13 protein-coding genes are annotated in these 18,216 nt (G+C 39.9%); all 13 read right to left on the reverse strand.

Annotated features, from left to right (window positions below; genetic code table 11):
- Positions 1–9: 9 nt before the first annotated feature.
- Positions 10–3,957 (reverse strand): pectate lyase-like adhesive domain-containing protein, encoded by a 3,948-nt coding sequence (locus I6N96_RS09430; RefSeq protein ID WP_209557324.1) that lies wholly within the window; start codon positions 3,955–3,957, stop codon positions 10–12.
- Positions 3,958–4,140: 183 nt separating this feature from the next.
- Positions 4,141–4,860: a winged helix-turn-helix domain-containing protein gene (locus tag I6N96_RS09435; RefSeq protein ID WP_209557325.1), complete on the reverse strand. Its 720-nt coding sequence runs from the start codon at positions 4,858–4,860 to the stop codon at positions 4,141–4,143.
- A gap of 616 nt (positions 4,861–5,476) precedes the next feature.
- Positions 5,477–6,718 carry a hypothetical protein gene (locus I6N96_RS09440; protein ID WP_209557326.1) on the reverse strand — a complete coding sequence of 414 codons (1,242 nt, stop codon included), beginning with the start codon at positions 6,716–6,718 and terminating at the stop codon, positions 5,477–5,479.
- Between the two features lie 17 nt (positions 6,719–6,735).
- On the reverse strand, positions 6,736–7,899 hold the full coding sequence (locus I6N96_RS09445) for a coiled-coil domain-containing protein (protein WP_209557327.1): 1,164 nt from the start codon (positions 7,897–7,899) through the stop codon (positions 6,736–6,738).
- 230 nt (positions 7,900–8,129) lie between these two features.
- Complete coding sequence (locus tag I6N96_RS09450; protein ID WP_209557328.1) at positions 8,130–9,485, reverse strand: metallophosphoesterase; 1,356 nt, start codon at positions 9,483–9,485, stop codon at positions 8,130–8,132.
- Between the two features lie 255 nt (positions 9,486–9,740).
- Positions 9,741–11,504: a glucosaminidase domain-containing protein gene (locus tag I6N96_RS09455; RefSeq protein ID WP_209557329.1), complete on the reverse strand. Its 1,764-nt coding sequence runs from the start codon at positions 11,502–11,504 to the stop codon at positions 9,741–9,743.
- A 469-nt stretch (positions 11,505–11,973) separates the two neighbouring features.
- The gene (locus I6N96_RS09460) at positions 11,974–12,804 is read right to left on the reverse strand and encodes a MetQ/NlpA family ABC transporter substrate-binding protein (protein ID WP_209557330.1); all 831 of its coding nucleotides are present in this window, start codon (positions 12,802–12,804) and stop codon (positions 11,974–11,976) included.
- An 11-nt stretch (positions 12,805–12,815) separates the two neighbouring features.
- A complete protein-coding gene (locus tag I6N96_RS09465; RefSeq protein ID WP_209557331.1) occupies positions 12,816–13,490 on the reverse strand; it encodes a methionine ABC transporter permease in 675 nt (224 codons plus the stop codon).
- Positions 13,487–14,218, reverse strand: a complete 732-nt coding sequence (locus I6N96_RS09470) for a methionine ABC transporter ATP-binding protein (protein ID WP_209557332.1) — start codon at positions 14,216–14,218, stop codon at positions 13,487–13,489. Before I6N96_RS09470 ends, I6N96_RS09465 begins: the two co-directional genes overlap by 4 nt.
- A gap of 10 nt (positions 14,219–14,228) precedes the next feature.
- Entirely contained in the window at positions 14,229–15,245 is a 1,017-nt protein-coding gene (gene lplA / locus I6N96_RS09475; protein WP_209557333.1) for a lipoate--protein ligase, read from the reverse strand.
- Between the two features lie 228 nt (positions 15,246–15,473).
- Positions 15,474–16,013 carry an HdeD family acid-resistance protein gene (locus tag I6N96_RS09480; RefSeq protein WP_209557334.1) on the reverse strand — a complete coding sequence of 180 codons (540 nt, stop codon included), beginning with the start codon at positions 16,011–16,013 and terminating at the stop codon, positions 15,474–15,476.
- Between the two features lie 239 nt (positions 16,014–16,252).
- Positions 16,253–16,831, reverse strand: a complete 579-nt coding sequence (gene apf, locus I6N96_RS09485) for an aggregation-promoting factor (protein ID WP_209557335.1) — start codon at positions 16,829–16,831, stop codon at positions 16,253–16,255.
- A gap of 644 nt (positions 16,832–17,475) precedes the next feature.
- Complete coding sequence (locus tag I6N96_RS09490) at positions 17,476–18,216, reverse strand: hypothetical protein (RefSeq protein ID WP_209557336.1); 741 nt, start codon at positions 18,214–18,216, stop codon at positions 17,476–17,478.

Genomic DNA, 18,216 nt, shown 5'->3' on the forward strand with positions numbered 1-18,216 from the left:
TCCCCCATCCTATGGTGTAGGTGGTATCGGTGTATCTTCTAGGGTAAATTCAAGAATCGCTTCATATTTACCTAGTTTATTCACTTTTCCACCATCAATATAAAACTTGAAGCCTTCGCCTGTCGTACTCCATCGTGAATTAACGTTATATTCCCCCGCACTATCATGTGTATGGGTAAGTATATTCGTCCCATCAATTGTAATGACTTTTTCCTCTGTCCCTGTGTCATAGCGAACAGCATCCTCAAGGATATACCTTGAATCTGTTTCACCGACCGCTTTCATAGGTGCCAATAGCTTAGCTGTCAACGTCCATGATTTTTGACTCACACGATTATCAGCCACAACCAAGTTTCCAGTAATCTTAGGATCGATCACCCTTGTCCCTTCGTTCAGCTTAGCTTCTTCGATTTTGAAATCAATGTCCGGCACAGAAGCAATACTCAAGGTACCTGCTACTGTCAGCAAGGCATTATCTGTTTCAGATATTTTTTCATACTCACCAGTCACACTTTCAGGTCCATCAGCAAAACGAGGCGACTCGCCAAGAGCCGTTGCTGTATTGTTGATCGAGCCGGAAGCTGTTCCTGCAACAACCGCTTTAAAGGTGATTGTCGCACTTGCTGCACTGTTCAGATCGCCTATATTGACTGTCAATAAACGTGTTCCTGCATCGTAGGAGTATTCATTCACATTTGGAGTCCCTGCCGCATGGCTAATAAGGGTTCCGTTGATTGCAACTTCAGCAGTCGCAGGTGTAAATGTCAGTCCTCTTGGCAGTACGTCTGTAACCACGACACCTTTCCAGGTTGTCGCAACAGAAGTCGGCTTATCGTTTTTAGCAATTAATGTATAGGTAAGCTCTTCTCCAATATCCGCATCAGTAGTACTTCCGCTATCCGCAACTACTGTTTTGGTCATGATTGGAAGATTCGGCAATACATCTGCCACAATGTACTTTTTGACACCTTCAAACACAGCATCGTGGTAAGAATAGTTTGTATATGGATTGATGTTGCCTCCGCTTTGATTTGTAGCTGGCGGCTTGATCAATCCTGTTTGATCATAAAGTATGGGTGTTTCTCCAGCTCCTGATACCACTTGGGCAGCAGCATGCTGAATGACGTTATCGCCTAAATAGACACTTAACTCTTTTGTGTCAATCAAGTAATCTGTAAGCTGATAAGACCAAGAACCATCAGGAAGAACCGTTGTTGTTCCCAACAAAGTCCCAGAAGCTCGATCACCGGTATCATAATAGATATAGACAGTCGCTCCTGCTTCAGCTCCTGTTCCGGAAAGAATATTTGCTGCATTGTTCAAATTCTCATCCGTTAATCTGGTCGGCTGCGGCGGCGTTACATCAAGAACTGTACGCTGTGGTGTTTGGATGTCGCCCGAATCACTGATATGTACATTCGAACCACCTTCATCTGCCAGCGCGCCACGCCAAGCCGTCACTACTTCTATTCGTTGGCCCTTAACTAAAAAGTCCCCATTTGAAGTTGGAATTTTGAAAATCCCTGCACGTGCATCATCGCCATAAACAGATACTGCTCCTGTTCCGCTCGGATCTTCAACAATAGTTCCAGCAGCTGTAGATGCCGCAACTGAACCTGCTTCAGATACAGAAACTCTCACACCAACCTCGCCTGTATAAGCTGCACGAATCGGATCGTATTTCCCTTCCGGCACAGTCGCATGTCCCCAGATGTATTTGTCCGCATCTGTCGGAACACGTAATTCATCAATGATGGCTTTTTGATTGTTTGCTGTCATCCTTGAATAAGCAGGTGCTCCTTCAAAATTTCCAAACTCAACGCCATTCGTTGTAATCCCCGTGCTGAAGTTTACATCCGACCACTTACTATTGATCAAGCTCCATGAATCACTTGGGTTTCCATCAAGATTTATTCCGGATTTCCACACCTGTAAATCCGATTGAATCATATTGAATTCAGAATCACCGGATCCTTCAAAGATATATCCACCGCCAGAACGATCGTTTCGGAAATCGAAGTATTTCGGCTTGTCCATGTTAAAGGTCAGCTTATTCCCAGAGGCACTGAAAACACCTCTTGCCTGACTTTCAGTTTTACCACGAACGATGAAGTAAGAACCTTCTCCTGCAGTCACATCCAACATTTGTGCGTTACAGTCAATTGCTGCACCGCTAGTTGTGATGATCGATACATTGGAATGGTCGCCAGTAACGGAAAAACTACTTGTATTTCCAGCAGCTCCATTCCGATATTGAATTCCTTGATTCCTGGCATTCGCACCTGGGTCCTTTGCTTGTCCATCACCAACGTTATGAAGAATAAAGTCTGAACCACTTTCAATGTTGATCTCATTTGCATCTCCATACATCCGAATCCCCGGTGATGCACCACCTTTTTTATCAATGATCACTTCTGAATCATTAGAGGCTTTTATACTGTTTCCTCCACCAACATTGGCAGTAGAGTTACCATAACGAATCAGTGCGGCGTTACTATTAGAATCTGCACTTTCTCCGCTGATCGTCAATTTAGAATCATTCGATACTTCAATTTTGCTGTTTATACCTAAAATCAACAATGCAGGCGTTCCTTTACTAACAGCACGCGATTCAATAACTACTTGCGCCTGATCATCAAGCAAAATTTCAGATCCGCCTATTAGATCGCTGATTGCAAGAGCTGCTGCTGTATTCGCATGGATAGCATTAGGATTAGATCCTGTTGTCGTTGCTAAAGTAGTAAGATTGGCAGAAAATATAACATTCGTTTTACTACCGGTAAATTTCAAGCTTGCTTTACCAGTAAAACTGACCGCAGCATTTTCAGCATCAACTGAAACTACCAACTTTCCATTCGTTACATTCATGCTGGCGTTGTCTGTTACTGCTTCAAAAAATTTCGTTGTCAAATTTGCTGTTATATCTGCATTCTCTTCCACTAATAGATTCTTCGCTCGAAGAAATGTTGTCAGTACAAAGCCTGTCGATTGAAAATCACTGGTACCAGCTAACGTAATGTTTCCTTCATCAAGATGCGCGAGCGGCCGTTGATTCCCTGAAAGGACATTGACATTATTTGTCGCAACCGTCCAATTGGCACTATTGGCTGGAGTAGATGCGCTGAGCATAGGCTCATCTGAGGTTCCAACCAAATCAACATCCGTCAAAATAAGTTGTGAACCCGCTGCAGCTGCTACCAAGGTAACTTTCTCAGAGCCCATATCGATTTTTCTGATTGTCCCGTTATCATTACCATTGATGACCTTCGAAACACCTACATTACTTATTGTCGAGCTTGCAGTTAAATCTCCTTTAATATTGATCCAATCTATAGTAGGAGATTCCATTGCAGATTTAAAATCTGCCCAGTTCGTTACATCTGCAGTCACACCGGGAGTAGGTATGGCTAAATCAAAAGCTGCGATTTCTGCTGCATTCCGCTCCTGCTTTAGCGCAGCTGCCGGACTATTCCCAGCTGCCTTTTTCAACTCACCTTGATTATTGATTTCAAACGTTGTTTCAGCGACAACCTTTCCGCTTTCTGTCAGCAATTGAATATTTCCTTCTTCCAAAGTACTATTTCGGTCAATATCCATTGTGATAAAGGCTGTAAAAGCTTTGCCGTCATCGACAAACTCAATATCAATCAAGTCTCTCCGATCGGTCCCATTAGTAGATAGCCGTTCGGAATCTTCTAAAGCCAACTCTTCGAAAAGCCCTTCGACAGGAACATAGGTCGTTCCTTCTGCCTTCAATTGCAGCTTCTGCCCTGACAGCTTCGCTACACTCAACTTTGCAATAACCAGCTTGTTGTACTCCTGCACTCTGACGATTTCTAATTTATAGTCCTCTGAAGATGCCTTGATGGAATTTGTACTCCCCAGAAAAGGAATGCTGCCAAGCAATAATACCAGCGCCATAATTATCAACAGATACGACTTTTTTCCGATTTTCATTTTTTATTTCAACTCCTTTCCAATTAAAAGATTATTCGCATGCTTGTCCAACACACTATATATTTCAATTTTTTGGATGGCTGATCGGAAGCTAAATCCTTATACCGCCTAACCAACCTCAACCTGCCAATTCCAAAAAAGAGAAACCAAATTCATTTTTACCTCTTAGTTATAGAACGATTGTTACCTCTGTACCTCTTCTACATTCAGTAAATACCCCTTTGAATGGACCGTTTTGATATATCGGGAGCCGTCCAAGTCCCCCAGTTTTTCTCTTATACGAAAAATCGTATTACTGATTCGATACCGTTTACTACTGTGATACTCCTGATGCCACAAGTGTTCATAAATTTCTTTATAAGCAAAAGTGCACTTAGGCTTCGCTGATAGAAATTCCAATAGCTTAAATTCCATCTTAGTGAGCTCTATCTCTGAATTCCCTTCCAGACTGACTGAAAAATTACTATGAAGCAATCTTATGTCACAGTTTTCTTCTCCACTATCGATCCCCTTCGTCTGCTCCTGAAGCTCATGAGGATATTTAATAGAATTATCAATAGACAGGAATAGCTCTGATAGACTGAATGATTTATCAAACACGCCATTCACGCCTAATTGCAGAAATAACAGGCGCTCATACGTCAATTCACGATCACCAAAAACCCAAATCGGAAGCATTCCAAAACGACTGTTTCTGATACTCGTAATGGTTTCACAAACAGCATAACTATCTTCATCGCCTATGTTTATAATGACTGCGTTTCCTTGAGCCAATTCATCCTTATCAAACAAATCATCCTTACCGACTCTATGTATCGAAAAATCTTTTTTTAAAAATTTTTGTATCTTCTCAAATGTTTCTCCCTCATTTGAGAAATCAACGAACCTTAAAGAAATGCTCATTAACTCACCTACTTTAGCTTTTTTATCAAAAGAAACAAATTTTCTTGTTAATTATATCAAATTATTTTCTCTTTTCGCTCTCACTTTTTTATCATTAAAAAATATATTTTGATGATAAATATCATTTGGATTTCAATATTTTTTCATCTTTCGTTTTAATTTATTTTTGATATACGTTTTAAAAGGTCGTATAAACACCGCATTTCATTGCCTTTGTACTTCCAATCATTTCAGAGACAAATGCTTGATGAAAAATAAATTTCTACTTATTTCATGATTTACACGCCAAAAAATGTGAATTCGATGAGAAATTATGGATATTATTTACATAACTGTATTTTTTCAAGATGTTCCCCTGCGACAATGCGCCCCGTTCTCCTTCTTCACAAGCTCTTCCATCTTCGGACACAACAAAAAAGACCGGATGGCGATAAACCTCCCGATCGATTGCAGCTGTGAAATATATCAGGCAAACAATATACCTGGTATGCCGGCTGTTAGACTCTTCTATTCTTTATAAACAGAAAAAGCTGAGACAAAATATCGTCTCAGCTTTTCCATAAGAGAATTCTGAAGTACCTGTTGAGTATCTGTTCTCTCAACTGCACTTTACTTTTTAAGATTTAAGTATGATTTGTTCCAGTAAGCGATTCTCTGTTTGAATGATATCAAAGAATGCACTGATTCTTTCCAACTGCTCATAGTCAATTTGGTAAAGCTTGACATGAGGCTTGATCAGGAAGAAAAATCCTCGGTTGATCCTCACTCTATTATTAATCAAATGACATTGCTCCATCATTGACTGAAGATCCATTTCAGATACGCTGTTCTTGATTCGCTCAACTCGTTCTCGTTCATATGTCAACTCGTTATTGGTGACAGTCATCTTCTCAGTGATTGTTACCAATTCCTTATTTAGTTTCCATGATTGCTCGATAAATTTCGCCTTTTTGTATAAATCATCATAATGAATCAGATCGATTTTTACCGGCTTATACCAGTCTTCCTCGTCTACCTTTATCTTTCTATTTTTCTTGAATCTCTTTAATCCACTGACCAGCAGATTATTTTCTATAGCGAGCAGCTCTTGTTCCAATTTTTCTTTTGCTACCCGCACACGTTCCTTTGACGCTTTTTCTCGCTTCAAGCTTTCTTTGAGGAAAACCACTTCATTTTCTTCCGAACGAACGACAGGATGTTCACTGACTTCCTGAACTTTGGGTGTTCTGCGTGAAGGCTTAGCAGCTTTAGTCTTCTTACTTACCTCACGGCTCACAGGCTCTTCCACAACCTCAGGAACAGAGGGCGGAGCGACTGTTACGTCTACTGGAAAAGAAAGCTCACCGACACTAAAACTGGTATCTTCTTCGTCACTTAGAATCTTATGAAGATGATTTTCTACTTGCTCACTGATAGACTGTTTAAGCTCACCATTCATTTGTTGAAGGCTCGCTTTCAAGTTGAACACGATTGGCTGCTGTTCAGCTTCAGTTTCAGCACGAAAAGCTAATGGAATGAACTCGCAGGCATACGTACTGAATTCATCTTCAATTTCTTCAGCCATTTTTACCCAGACAAACTGAGGGAAAAGCTCCTTCAGTTCATCTAATAATGCTTCTTCATCCAATTGTACTTGAAAAAACTGAATTTCAAGATGGTGGTGATAATTCTGTGAATGCTGCAGCTGCTTCAACAGATCATCACCTTCTGTTAAAGACAAATCTTTTCCAGTTACTCGGCTATAGATAGCTTCACATTCAACTGCAAGCTCTTCCACAGACTCTTGTTCAACTATGGTCGTTCCAAAATGATCGGGAATTGCTCTTTGGTGGAAAAAAACATCAAATGCCTCATTCACGGAATTTCTCCTCCTTTTTAGATATCCATTTGGTCGTCTTTGACTAATTCAATGATTTGATTGAACGCCAATTCTGACTCTTCTTTCACGTTCTTGATGCGGTTATAGTAATTCGTATATTCTTTTTCGGCTCTTTCAAGACGCTTCAAAATCACAGCTTTTCTTTGAACTTCTTCATTAACTAGCTGTGCACGATGATTCGCTTGATTGATAATCTCTTTCGCCTGACGCTTCGCTTCCAGTAATACTTCACCAATATCTTCTTTCGAAAGCTTCGTCTCATGTGAAAGCTCTTGTTGAGCCAAACGTCGTCTCGCTGACTCTAGCTCTTGACGTACCCGAGACAGTTCTTCATACGTAGCGGTATCTGTCGTTACCGGATCACTAGACATAATAACGATGCGATCCTCAGACAGTTTATCGATCTCATCTTGTTTAGAAAGCAATTCTTGTTCATACTGACGAATCTTCTGAGAGAAACGCTCTGCTTTCTTACGATTTAAATCAAGTTCATCCGTTTGACGGGTATGATCTCTTGATAGTTCATCGTATTGACGCTGCAGCTGCTGCAGCTCAACAAAACGAGCCTCGTAATCCTTTGGAACAGCTTGGACAGTCGCCAGCTCGTTCTCTAATGAATCATTTTCTGCTTTCAGCTCAGCGGCTTCTGCCTCGATCTTAGCAGTTGCGCGTTGACTTTTACGTAGTTCGGCTTTCAGCTGACGCAGTTCTTCCTGCAATAATTCATTTTCTTCCTGAAGCTCATCCATTTCTTCGTTTTCTACGCGTACTGGACGTTTCTTCTTAGGTGCAGGCGGTGTTGATTTCTCTTTCTTTTTGAATGGGAAGCGTTTTGGTGCTTCATCGAAATCATCATCGTCGTCTTCGTCATCATCTTCATCGTCGTAATCATCATCTTCGTCGTCATCTTCGTCGTCGTAATCATCATCATCATCATAATCATCGTCGTCGTCATCTTCGTCGTCGTAATCATCATCATCATAATCATCGTCGTCGTCATCTTCGTCGTCGTAATCATCATCATCATAATCATCGTCGTCGTAGTCTTCATCATCATAATCATCATCGTCATCGTACTCGTCATCATCGTAGTACTCATCTTCGTAATCATCATAATCTTTTTTAGATTTATTTTTGCCTTTTTTTAAAAAAGAGAACATGTATTCACAGCCTTCCTAGTTTATATTAAAAAATCGCTACACATCTATTTTATCCTATCCTCCTTTTCACTTCAATCGTGCCATTCATCAATTTTTTGTAGTTTTATATAAATTATAGAGATAAGTCGCTTATTGGTCGTATCTTTCTATAATATTTTTATGATTTATCATTTTTTATCACTTCGACAGGAGGCTTTATTGGTCAATCAGGCAAGGATAAACATCCTCTTCTAAGGTAACGATCGTTCGAACAAAATATCATTTTCATTCTTGTCCTGTAAGATGGATTCAAGATAGTCTTTCAACTCAGAGGACTCATTTGAAATAATTTGATATGCCTCAGATTCTCGAATCGATTCCGCTTCCTTATCCGAAATAAAATCCTCCCCGGTAAAAAATCGTAAGTTCAACTCCCCTACCAATTCAGCCGCCAAGTCAAGCGATGCATCATCCGTATAACCGGCCTGCAGTAAATAGCGATAACCTAAACTGCGACTTTCCTTTAAGAATAAGTCCTTTAGGTACTCATCATATTTCAGCAAGTCCTCATTATCTACTTGATTGCTTTTAGCCCACTGAGCCACATCAATTGCTCTTCTTGTGTACTTTATTGTCTGATTATCCAATTCGATCGAACCAATTGGATTCGGTGTAATTGCATAAGAGGCAGTCACGATTTCCGTGATATTCGTTTCTTCATCTGTCAGGATATCCTGCGCATGGATATGACCGGAAAAACACACAGGAACCTTATACTTTTTCAAAAGAGTGCGTATCTCTTCTGCATTGTTCAGTACATAGCCCTTATTGACAAGCTCATTATGCGAGAACAGATTATGATGCATGAAAACAAATGTCTGCTTTCCGCTTTCCTCACCAAGCTCAAGCTGTTCCGTCAACCATTGCTTCATTTTTTCATCTACTCGACCTGCAGTCGTCGGATTACGTGTGGACGGTTCCAGCGTGTAAATATTTGTATCCAGAAAAATGAAATCATATCGTTCATTTACTGAAACCAAGTAGCTTAATGAGTTTTCATCTTGGCTGATTGCTTGTGCATAACCATAGTCAGAGAACATTTCTTTAAACTCTGATGATGATATCTGAGGTGTTCTTTCTTGACTATCTCCTGTGAACTTTCTGGCCCAGCCATCATGGATATCATGATTTCCCGGAATAACAAAAATTCCGATCCCAGCGTTTTTTATCGGAGCAAGCAGCTCCGCAAACTTTTCTCCGCTGATGAATTCACCGTTCAGTGTAATATCTCCCGTAACGATCAGTCCATCCGGCTTTTCCTTAAGCACTTCCGCAACCAGAGCCTGCAGGCTTTCCTTCTGATAGGTCAGGTCTTTCCCCGCTGCTGTCGTTTTGATGTAGTCAAACGCTGTTCCATCATCATAGAGTGCTTCATCAATATAATGAGGATCTGTCATGATCCAAAAGTTCATTTTTTCCTTTTGAAACAACGCCTCTGCTGCTTTGATCTCTCGAGCCGGCTGTTTCTTTCTAAATGCTGTTACAGAAAAAAGACCAATGCCCAACACACACAGTATGCAGAGTAGTATCACAAACTTTTTCTTCATTTATCCGCCACCTACATTATATAGTCCATACTCATTCCAGTAAAAGAATACCGCTGGAAAAGTGATCGTTTCCATGAAATTGAATTTTTCATCAAGAAACCGCATTCGTTAATTTTTGTAATCAGTTGATTCCATAGTAATCCAAAGTAAGATGTTCCTCTCACTATACAGATCATAAAAACTATTGCTTCACAAAATAAACAGCGGGACAGAAGCAACTTCTGTCCCGCCCTTCTTTTTTCGATTACATGTTCTTTAAAGAGAGGTCGTATACGGCGGAGTTAAGACCAATTCCTGACCTTCAGTCAAGAAGTACTGATCCAAATTATTCCATTCCTTCAGTGACAGAACTGAAATCCCTGTTTTCTTGGAAATTTTCGCCAAGGTATCGCCTGACTGCACTTCATATACACTGGAGCTCTTTTGCTTCGATGCAGTTAGATTATAAGAGGATTTCTCATTGCTTTGTTCGCCACGTAGTGAATTGATTACTCGCTGCACACTCCGCAGAGAGCGATCAACGATCTCTTCTGTTTTGACAACAGTTGTCTCTTCCTCTATCTCAGTAGTAGGAATAACTAGCTTCTGACCCACAAAAATCATGCGCCGCTCAAACTGATTTCGCTCTAAAATAGCAGAAACCGGAATATTGTAGAGCTCACTGATTGTTTTTAATGAATCGCCCTTCTTAACAATATGATAAATAATATTCAGTTTTTCTTCTGATTTTTCATCGTTTCCATCTTTGGATAAGTCAGTTTTAGCACTCTTTTGTCTAACATCTTTATCCATGCTGGCAAATGTTTCGCTTCCTTCTGTCAGCTCATCATATTGCGTCAGCTCATAAGCTTCAATCAAACTATTCAACTTAGATGCATAGCTGGTATCTGTCGCATAACGCCCTGTCAAGAACTTAGTAGCGTCTTTATATTCATCTGTCTTATTCTTCCAAGTGCCGTTATAGAAACTATCGTTTCCACTGATACCGCCACTCAGTAATTTCATATAATCTGTCAAAGACTCTTTATAAGACGGATATTTTCTGAAGCTGGCACGAATACTGATCATGTCTCCGCCGCCCGTGTCTTCCTGTGTCAGGAAATTAACACTTGCTCCTTCATAGCTGCCCTTGATACCAAATAGATTATAGTTTGGTGCCGAAGCCAACGCACTGTTGCCTGAACCACTCTCAAGGATCGCCTGAGCAATCATTACAGAAGCATAAAGATTGTTTTTACCGGCGATTTCGCGTGCGTCATCACCAATCTCATCAATAAATGCCTGTGTTGTCAGATTCCTAGGAATATAGTATACCGCTGTGGAAATACCATACTGACCCGTGCTTGCAGTACTTGAAGTTTGGTTGTACTCTGTCGCTACCTGTGTAGGCCCAACAATACCGGCAGATGAGTTATTTCCAGTTATCGTACTGCCTTGCTGATTATTGTTAGAGACACTTGGTTTATTCGGTTTATTTGGCTTGCTCGGCTTATTTGGTTTGTTCGGTTTGCTTGAGCTTGTTGTCGTACTTGAGCTGCTTGATGTACTTGAACTAGTTGAGCTGCTGGAGCTTGTAGAAGTTCCTGAACTGCTGCTCGTTGATGAAGACGACGAACTCTCTGATGTAGAGGTTGACGTACTGCTGTCTGTTGTGCTCTCCTCTGTTTCAGAAGTCGACTCTTCCGTTGTATCTGAACTGTTTTCTTCGCTGCTCGCCTCAGTACTACTTTCTTCTGAACTGCTTTCTTCTGTTGATTCATCAACAATAGGCTCTTCCACATCGGCTGTTTCTGTTGCTGCCGTTTCAGAAGAAGGGCTTGCTTCAAAATCTCCATACTCTGTTGTTACTTCCGTCTCTAATACAACTTCCTGATTCTGTTCGGTACTTTCAATCACGGAATCTTCAGTTTTATTCTGTGCAGAAATAATCGTACTTTCTGTAAAAGCGGAAGCCGTTGAAGCAGTCAAAAGTCCGGCACTGGCAAGACATATTCTTTTTAGACTTTTTTTCCTTTTCATGTTTTTCTTCCTTTCAGCACATAAACGTTCTCTTGTTTGTCTACACACTTATCTATCTTATGTATCCACTAATTACTGATAACCAATATCCCCCAGGACACTCGTTACCATTATACCAGAAAATATGACCGTTTTCTTCTCAAAAATTTATAAAATCGCTAAAATTTTGAAGACAAACAAATAAATATCCTTTTTTCTCATGCAATTGCCAGATCATCCTTGCTATAGTGGTATTGAATAACCATTTCTGCGTAAAAAAAATAACAATTAATCTGCATTTTTCGAAAAGGACGAGAACAAAAAAACACGCTAAAAGAATACTATACAACTCTTTTCCGTTCGTCAACAGCTCCTCCTACAAACAAATAGTGAAAAAAGCGTGAGAAAAAATAGTCTCACGCTTCCACTTTATTCAAAAAAACAGCAATTGACAACGAACGCCGGAAAGCTCAGAAAATTTACAATACCACTAAAAAGCGGGCAGCAAGGTATCGCTATGATCCTCTACCAAAAACGCACGAACCCGTTCACTTGTCATGGCCTTTTTCAAGGCTTTTATTTTATCAGAATCCTGATTATCTTTACGGGCAACTAGACTAATTGCAAAACGATCATCAATATTTTTTTCCAAGAACAATGCATCATCCGGTGTCAAACCGATTTTAGCAATATACGTAGGATAGTTATAGACAAGAGCAACGTCTTTCTCATTGTATGCTTCGGCAAGATTCAATAAATCTACAGACAGCCATTCCAGATTTTTAGGATTTTCAGTGATATCTTTGATTGTTCCATCAAAGCCTACACCCGCCTTCATCTCAATCAGTCCTTGATCTGCCAAGATTGCCAACGCACGCCCTTCATTCGAAACATCACTTGGAAGTGCAACCTTTGCTCCGTCAGGTATCTGCTCAACATCTGTGTATTCTCTTGAATAAAAACCAACTTTAGCATTATATATTTTCTGTACCATGACTAAATCAGCCTTTTTCTCACTGTTGAATTTCTCCATGAATGGTTCATGCTGCGCAAAATTTGCATCCACTTCTTTATTGTTAAGTAGCTCGTTGTATTGAATATTATCATTTACCTGAACCAGCTCAATTTCATACCCGTCTTCCTTGATTACTTCACCAGCGATTGCCACTACATCTGTCATCGGGGGCATATGCGATGCTACTTTTATCACGTTATTTTCGTCTACTTTATTCTTTCCATCCGCCTTCTCTTCACTGCTGCAGCCTGCAAAAATAAATAGAATCAGCCCTATAGTTAAAATTATTCCTGTATACTTCTTCATTTCTCTTCCTCCTAATGCTTTTTGTCTAAATATTTTGCCAGTCGACTGCCGCCGATCTGGATAACACTCACCACTATGATCATGATAAAAATAGCTGTATACATCAATCCATACTCATATCTTTGGTACCCATAACGCATAGCAAAATCTCCAATCCCGCCACCGCCTACAACACCCATAACAGTGGAATAAGAGACCATACTGACAACAACTGAAGTCAGCGTTAAAACCAGACCGGCTCTTGCTTCTACGTAAAGAAACTGAATCACGAGCTGACGCCGATCGGCTCCCAGTGCATTCGCTAAATCAGTTACCTCTTCCGGAACATCCAGCAATACCTGCTCGACCAATCTTGCATAAAGTGCAGCTGCAACAAAACCCAGAGGAAAGGCGGCAGCTCTTGTTCCAAAAGCAGTGCCCAACACCGCTCTTGTCAAAGGAATCAACGCAATCACCAGCAGCAAAAACGGGAAAGAGCGTATCACATCTACCAACCGATTCAATAGCGTCATCATCACCTTAGAAGAGATATTCTTTTTTCGCCTCACAAGATACAAAAATGTGCCTAACGGCAACCCAATCAGCAACGCTGAAAAAACGGAATAAAGCAGCATTTCTCCAGTTTCTACCAATGATTTCAGCAACTCAGGCAGATAATAGGAAAGCTGCGCCAGGTAATCATTCATTTCAACCGCTCCTTTATTCGCTCATAATAAGAAGGAAAGTTCTCTTCTTTAGGCAAGGGGGATAAAGAAACAGTTTCCAATAGGTTGCCATTCTCCAAAATTGCGGCCTGAGTGCAGAGCTGCTTGATTAGTTCTAATTCGTGACTGACGAGAATAATCGTCGTCCCCAGCTCCTGATTGATTTGCCGCAGCAGTTCCATCACCTCATAGGCATTTTGACCATCCAAAGCTGAAGTCGGCTCATCACACAAAAGCAATGTCGGATCATTTACCAACGCACGAGCAATAGCAACCCGCTGCTTTTCACCGCCACTCAGCTGTTTCGGGTAATGATCCGTCTTCTCCTCCAACCGCACAAAACGCAGTACTTCCTTTGCTTTCTCCTGACTTTTTACTCCTGCTAGCTTTAGGGGAAGAGCAACATTTTCCAATGCTGTTCGATTGTACAACAAATTGAAATGCTGAAAGATCATCCCCACTGTGCGCCGTTTACACTGCAGTTCTTCTTTGGAACCAGATAAAATATCCCGTCCGCTGATCTGAATCTTTCCGGCATCCGGTTTCTCCAAAGTACTCAACAACTTTAGCAGAGTCGATTTCCCAGAGCCGCTTTCTCCAATCACACCAAAAATTTCCTTTGAAGGAATTGATACACTTAGCTCCTTTAATGCGTATTTTCTAGTTCCTTTGTAGTCGTAATATTTGCTTACCTTATCAAAAACAATCATCAGTCAGCCTCTATCTATCCGTCAGCAGACAGATAAACTCCTCTCTGGAAATATTAGTGAAATACTCATCAAAGTTAATCGCAGCCAAGGCTTCTTTAATCGCCGGCTGATCGTATACACACCCCGTCAACAACGCTTCGATCTCCTTTGTATCCTTTTGGCTGAAGTAATCTCCGTAGATTTTTATCTGATGGATTCTTCCCTTTTCAATTGATAGTCCAACCTCAACAAGACCACCGCCAAATTTTCTTTCTCTATGGATCGTAAATTCCGGGGCCTCCCCATAAATCCACTCTTTATTTCCATAAATTTCTTTGACCAACTTCGCTATTTCTCTATAGTCAGCGGTCGTCAGTTCATACCTTTTCCCTCGAATCTCTTCTAAATCAGAAGCTTCAAATAGCTGCAGCAACAGCTGGTCTCGAAAATCCTCGATTGATATATCCTGATACTTCCTGCTAAGATACGGCTTCAAATTTGTCACATGACTTCTGACCGACTTCGTTCCTTTTGATTCGATTTTTATCTTTGATACATTTAATACTTTCGACATTTCTTCTAAATCAACATCGAACATCAAGGTGCCATGCATATACATTTTCTTGCCCTTTTTGTACATGGCATTACCGGAAAATTTTTGCCCATCTAAGTACAGATCATTCCGACCATTCATCTCGGCTCCCACAGCACCCATTCGATGCAAAGCTGTCAGGATCGGCTGAGTCAATGTTCTAAAATCTCCAAAACTTCTATTCGCAGCCTCCATCACAAAGCTGAAGCTGACATTTCCTAAGTCGTCATAGACTGCACCACCGCCTGATTGCCTTCTTGTGATAGTGATATGCTTCTCTTTCGCATATGTCATATTGATTTCAGCATAAGCATTCTGATTCCGACCTATGATCACACAAGGTTTTTGAATATAAAAAAGCACCAAAGGCTCATCAAAACTCAATTGATTCAATATATACTGCTCCGCAGCTAAATTTTCTCTTATATCTCTTGATTCAAGCAGTACATAATACATAGCTTTCCTCCATTTCTTTCAGCCTTATCAGCGGCTCATAAAACAACGGATTCATTATATCATCGGCAATATTAAATCACACTTTTTATGCCTACAAACCATTATTATTCATAGCTTTGCAAAGCTTTTATATAACAGTTTATTACATTAGTACAATTGTTTTTCAGCTTTTCAAAACAAAAAAGCCTCGGAGACCATTGCCGGTCATCCGAGGCTTTTTTCATTCTGTCAGTCATCGATTTTTCGTAATTGGAGAAAGGTAAGAAATTCTGATATCCCCATGAAAATAAGAATCCCTCCGAATAATTGGAAAAGAAACAGAACACTTCTAAACGGATTAAATACTAAGAGCAGTCCACCAATCAGTAAAATGACTCCATAAATGAAAAATAATGTCCAGTTCACATTAACATATTGCTTTAGATTAAATGACTGCACGATGCGCGAAAGACCAAAAACAGCAATCAACAAGCCTAAAAATATTGGTAGAATACTGACGATTCCTTTAGCAAAAATCAGTACAATTGCTGCAACGATCAGTAGAAAAATACCTAGAACAAAGCTGCTGTTGTAAACACCTGAAGTGCGTTTTTCTTTGATCCCATCCAGCAAATCAAGAATCCCCATAAAAGCCAGATAACCTGAAACTGCATAAACTGCTACTTTGAATACTGCCGATGGATTGATTACTACTGCTAGTCCTAATAGAATATAGATGATTCCTCTGAGCAACGCATATTTTTTTATAGAATGAATGAGTGTATCCATTTTTCATCCCCCACTTTCTTTTCCTTATTGTATAAAGTTTTTCCCATAAACACTACTAATTTGAATCGAACTCAGCAAGTTGTTCTCAAAATCCGTTGATCGCTCTTGTCTTTTTCGCGTGTTCATTGAATACTACGGTAGTGACGTATACATTTATACAAAAAACGAGCCAGCATTTAGAAATGATTCTAAATGCCGGCTCGCTGTCTTTTTTCATTTTGCTGTTGCTTATTCTCTGATTAGTACCAGCCGTTAGCTAACCAGAATGCTTGTGCTGCTTCCCATGAACCGTAACGTTGCGTTACATATTGGTCTGCTACACGTTCTTGGTTTTCTGCTGAGTAATCACCATTCAGGTAAGAAGAGTCTAATTGGTATCTTCCGATATATCTACCGTTCGTTGCTGTATAAGAACCGCTTGATTCTTTTTGAGCAATCCATTCCTTCGCTGAAGAAGAAGTTCCTGTATATGTGGATTCAGCTGTTGTTGCTGCTGCAGCTGTTTCTGTTGTTGTTTGTACTTCTGTTTGTGCTTCTGCTTGTACTGCTGGTGCAGCCGTTTCAACGACTGTGCCGTCTTCTGTTTTGACAACTAATTGTTGACCTGCAAAAATCATGTTGATATCTGCAATATTGTTGTCTGCAGCAATTGCTTCGATCAGTGAGTTATCTCCACTGAATTGTTGTGAGATTTTAGAAAGTGAATCTCCTGATTGTACTGTATATAAAGTGTCTGCATGTGCGTCCGCTGTTCCGGCAAAGATTCCAAAGCCTGCTGCTAAAATTGTTCCTACAAGAATTGTTTTAATAGATCGCATTAATCGATTCCTCCATAAAAATGTTTTGTTATCTCTCGTATGAGACTTTCCATACTTTATCATCCCTCCGTATTTCATAGGTAAAAATATCGTGACAATTCATTACAAGGATTTATTTTTCGTAACACTTTGTAAAAAAAACGGCGACAAAACCCTTTGTTAAGGAGTTTTCATAGCTGGTTTCCAATTTCAAAAAACCTATATTTTTTATAAAATATCTTAGAAATTATAAATTGCTTATCTTTTTTTAATCATTTTCTTGTATTAATCGTCGCATTTTTTCAATAAAAGGTCCTTTTATATCAAAAATGTAATGTGGAAAGTCAAGATTTATGCTGTTTTCAGTCATTTTTCAGATACTTTCTATTGATATTTTCAATAAATCTATTCATTTTTTATCATATACTCTCCCTCTTCCTTAAATAATCCATTCGCCAATAGTTACACAGCTAAGATGCTTTAGCAACTGCTATTACTATGCCGCTTTTCGATATCCTTCTACTTTTATACAGAAGATTTTTTTCAACTGATCTTTATGAAATAAGGAAATCAGCAAAAAAGCTGAACCATTCATCACAGTGATAATGGTTCAGCTTCAAATTTTTATTAAAGGATCAGCAACTAGCTATGCTTTCTTCAGGTATTTATATCCGATAGTCATATGTAACCACATAAATCTTTTCTAAAATACCATTTTCATTATAGGTTACACCAAATGATTTTCCGAATAATTGATTTTGTTTGCCCTTTTGATAATCTTCATAAATCACGATATCCTGGCCTGCCAACTTTTCCGGGGCAGCAGTTGATTCGCTAAACTCTTTCAGCAGCTGAGCCAAGTCCTTCAGTTTCAGTATCTCACCGATGGAGGTCAAGGTTTTCGTCAAATCTTTTCCATTGTATCGATTATCAGCTGTTGCATTGTAAATTTCCATTCGTTGACTGTACAGCTTCACCTTTTTGATTCTTTCTATATAGTGGTATTGGACAGTTACTGTTCCATAGGAAAGAAATTGTCCCTGTTGGTCCTTAAATTTGATCAAACTTGCAAAATTCAATTCTGAATCAGAGGAATAAAGGGAAAACTCTTCCGGTTCCTGTGTTACCCCATCGATCAAAAAATCTGTTTTGATCAAAGATCTGAAGCTGTCAAAAGAGGGCAGCAGCTGAAGAGCAAATTTATCTTCTAAATCAGATACGGCCTTTGCTTCATCACTGATTGTATATTCATAGCTGCCAAAGGCGTGCGAACGCTCTTCCCACCAAGTAAAGGCAGCTTCGTTCTCAGCTAACGGTTCATCGACTGTTGATTTCGCTGATTGACTGCAGGCACTTAGTAGAAGGATTGGCAGCAGCATGTGAATCCAGATCGTCCATCGTTTCAT

The sequence above is a fragment of the Enterococcus larvae genome, assembly GCF_017830045.1.
Lineage (GTDB): Bacteria > Bacillota > Bacilli > Lactobacillales > Enterococcaceae > Enterococcus_L > Enterococcus_L larvae.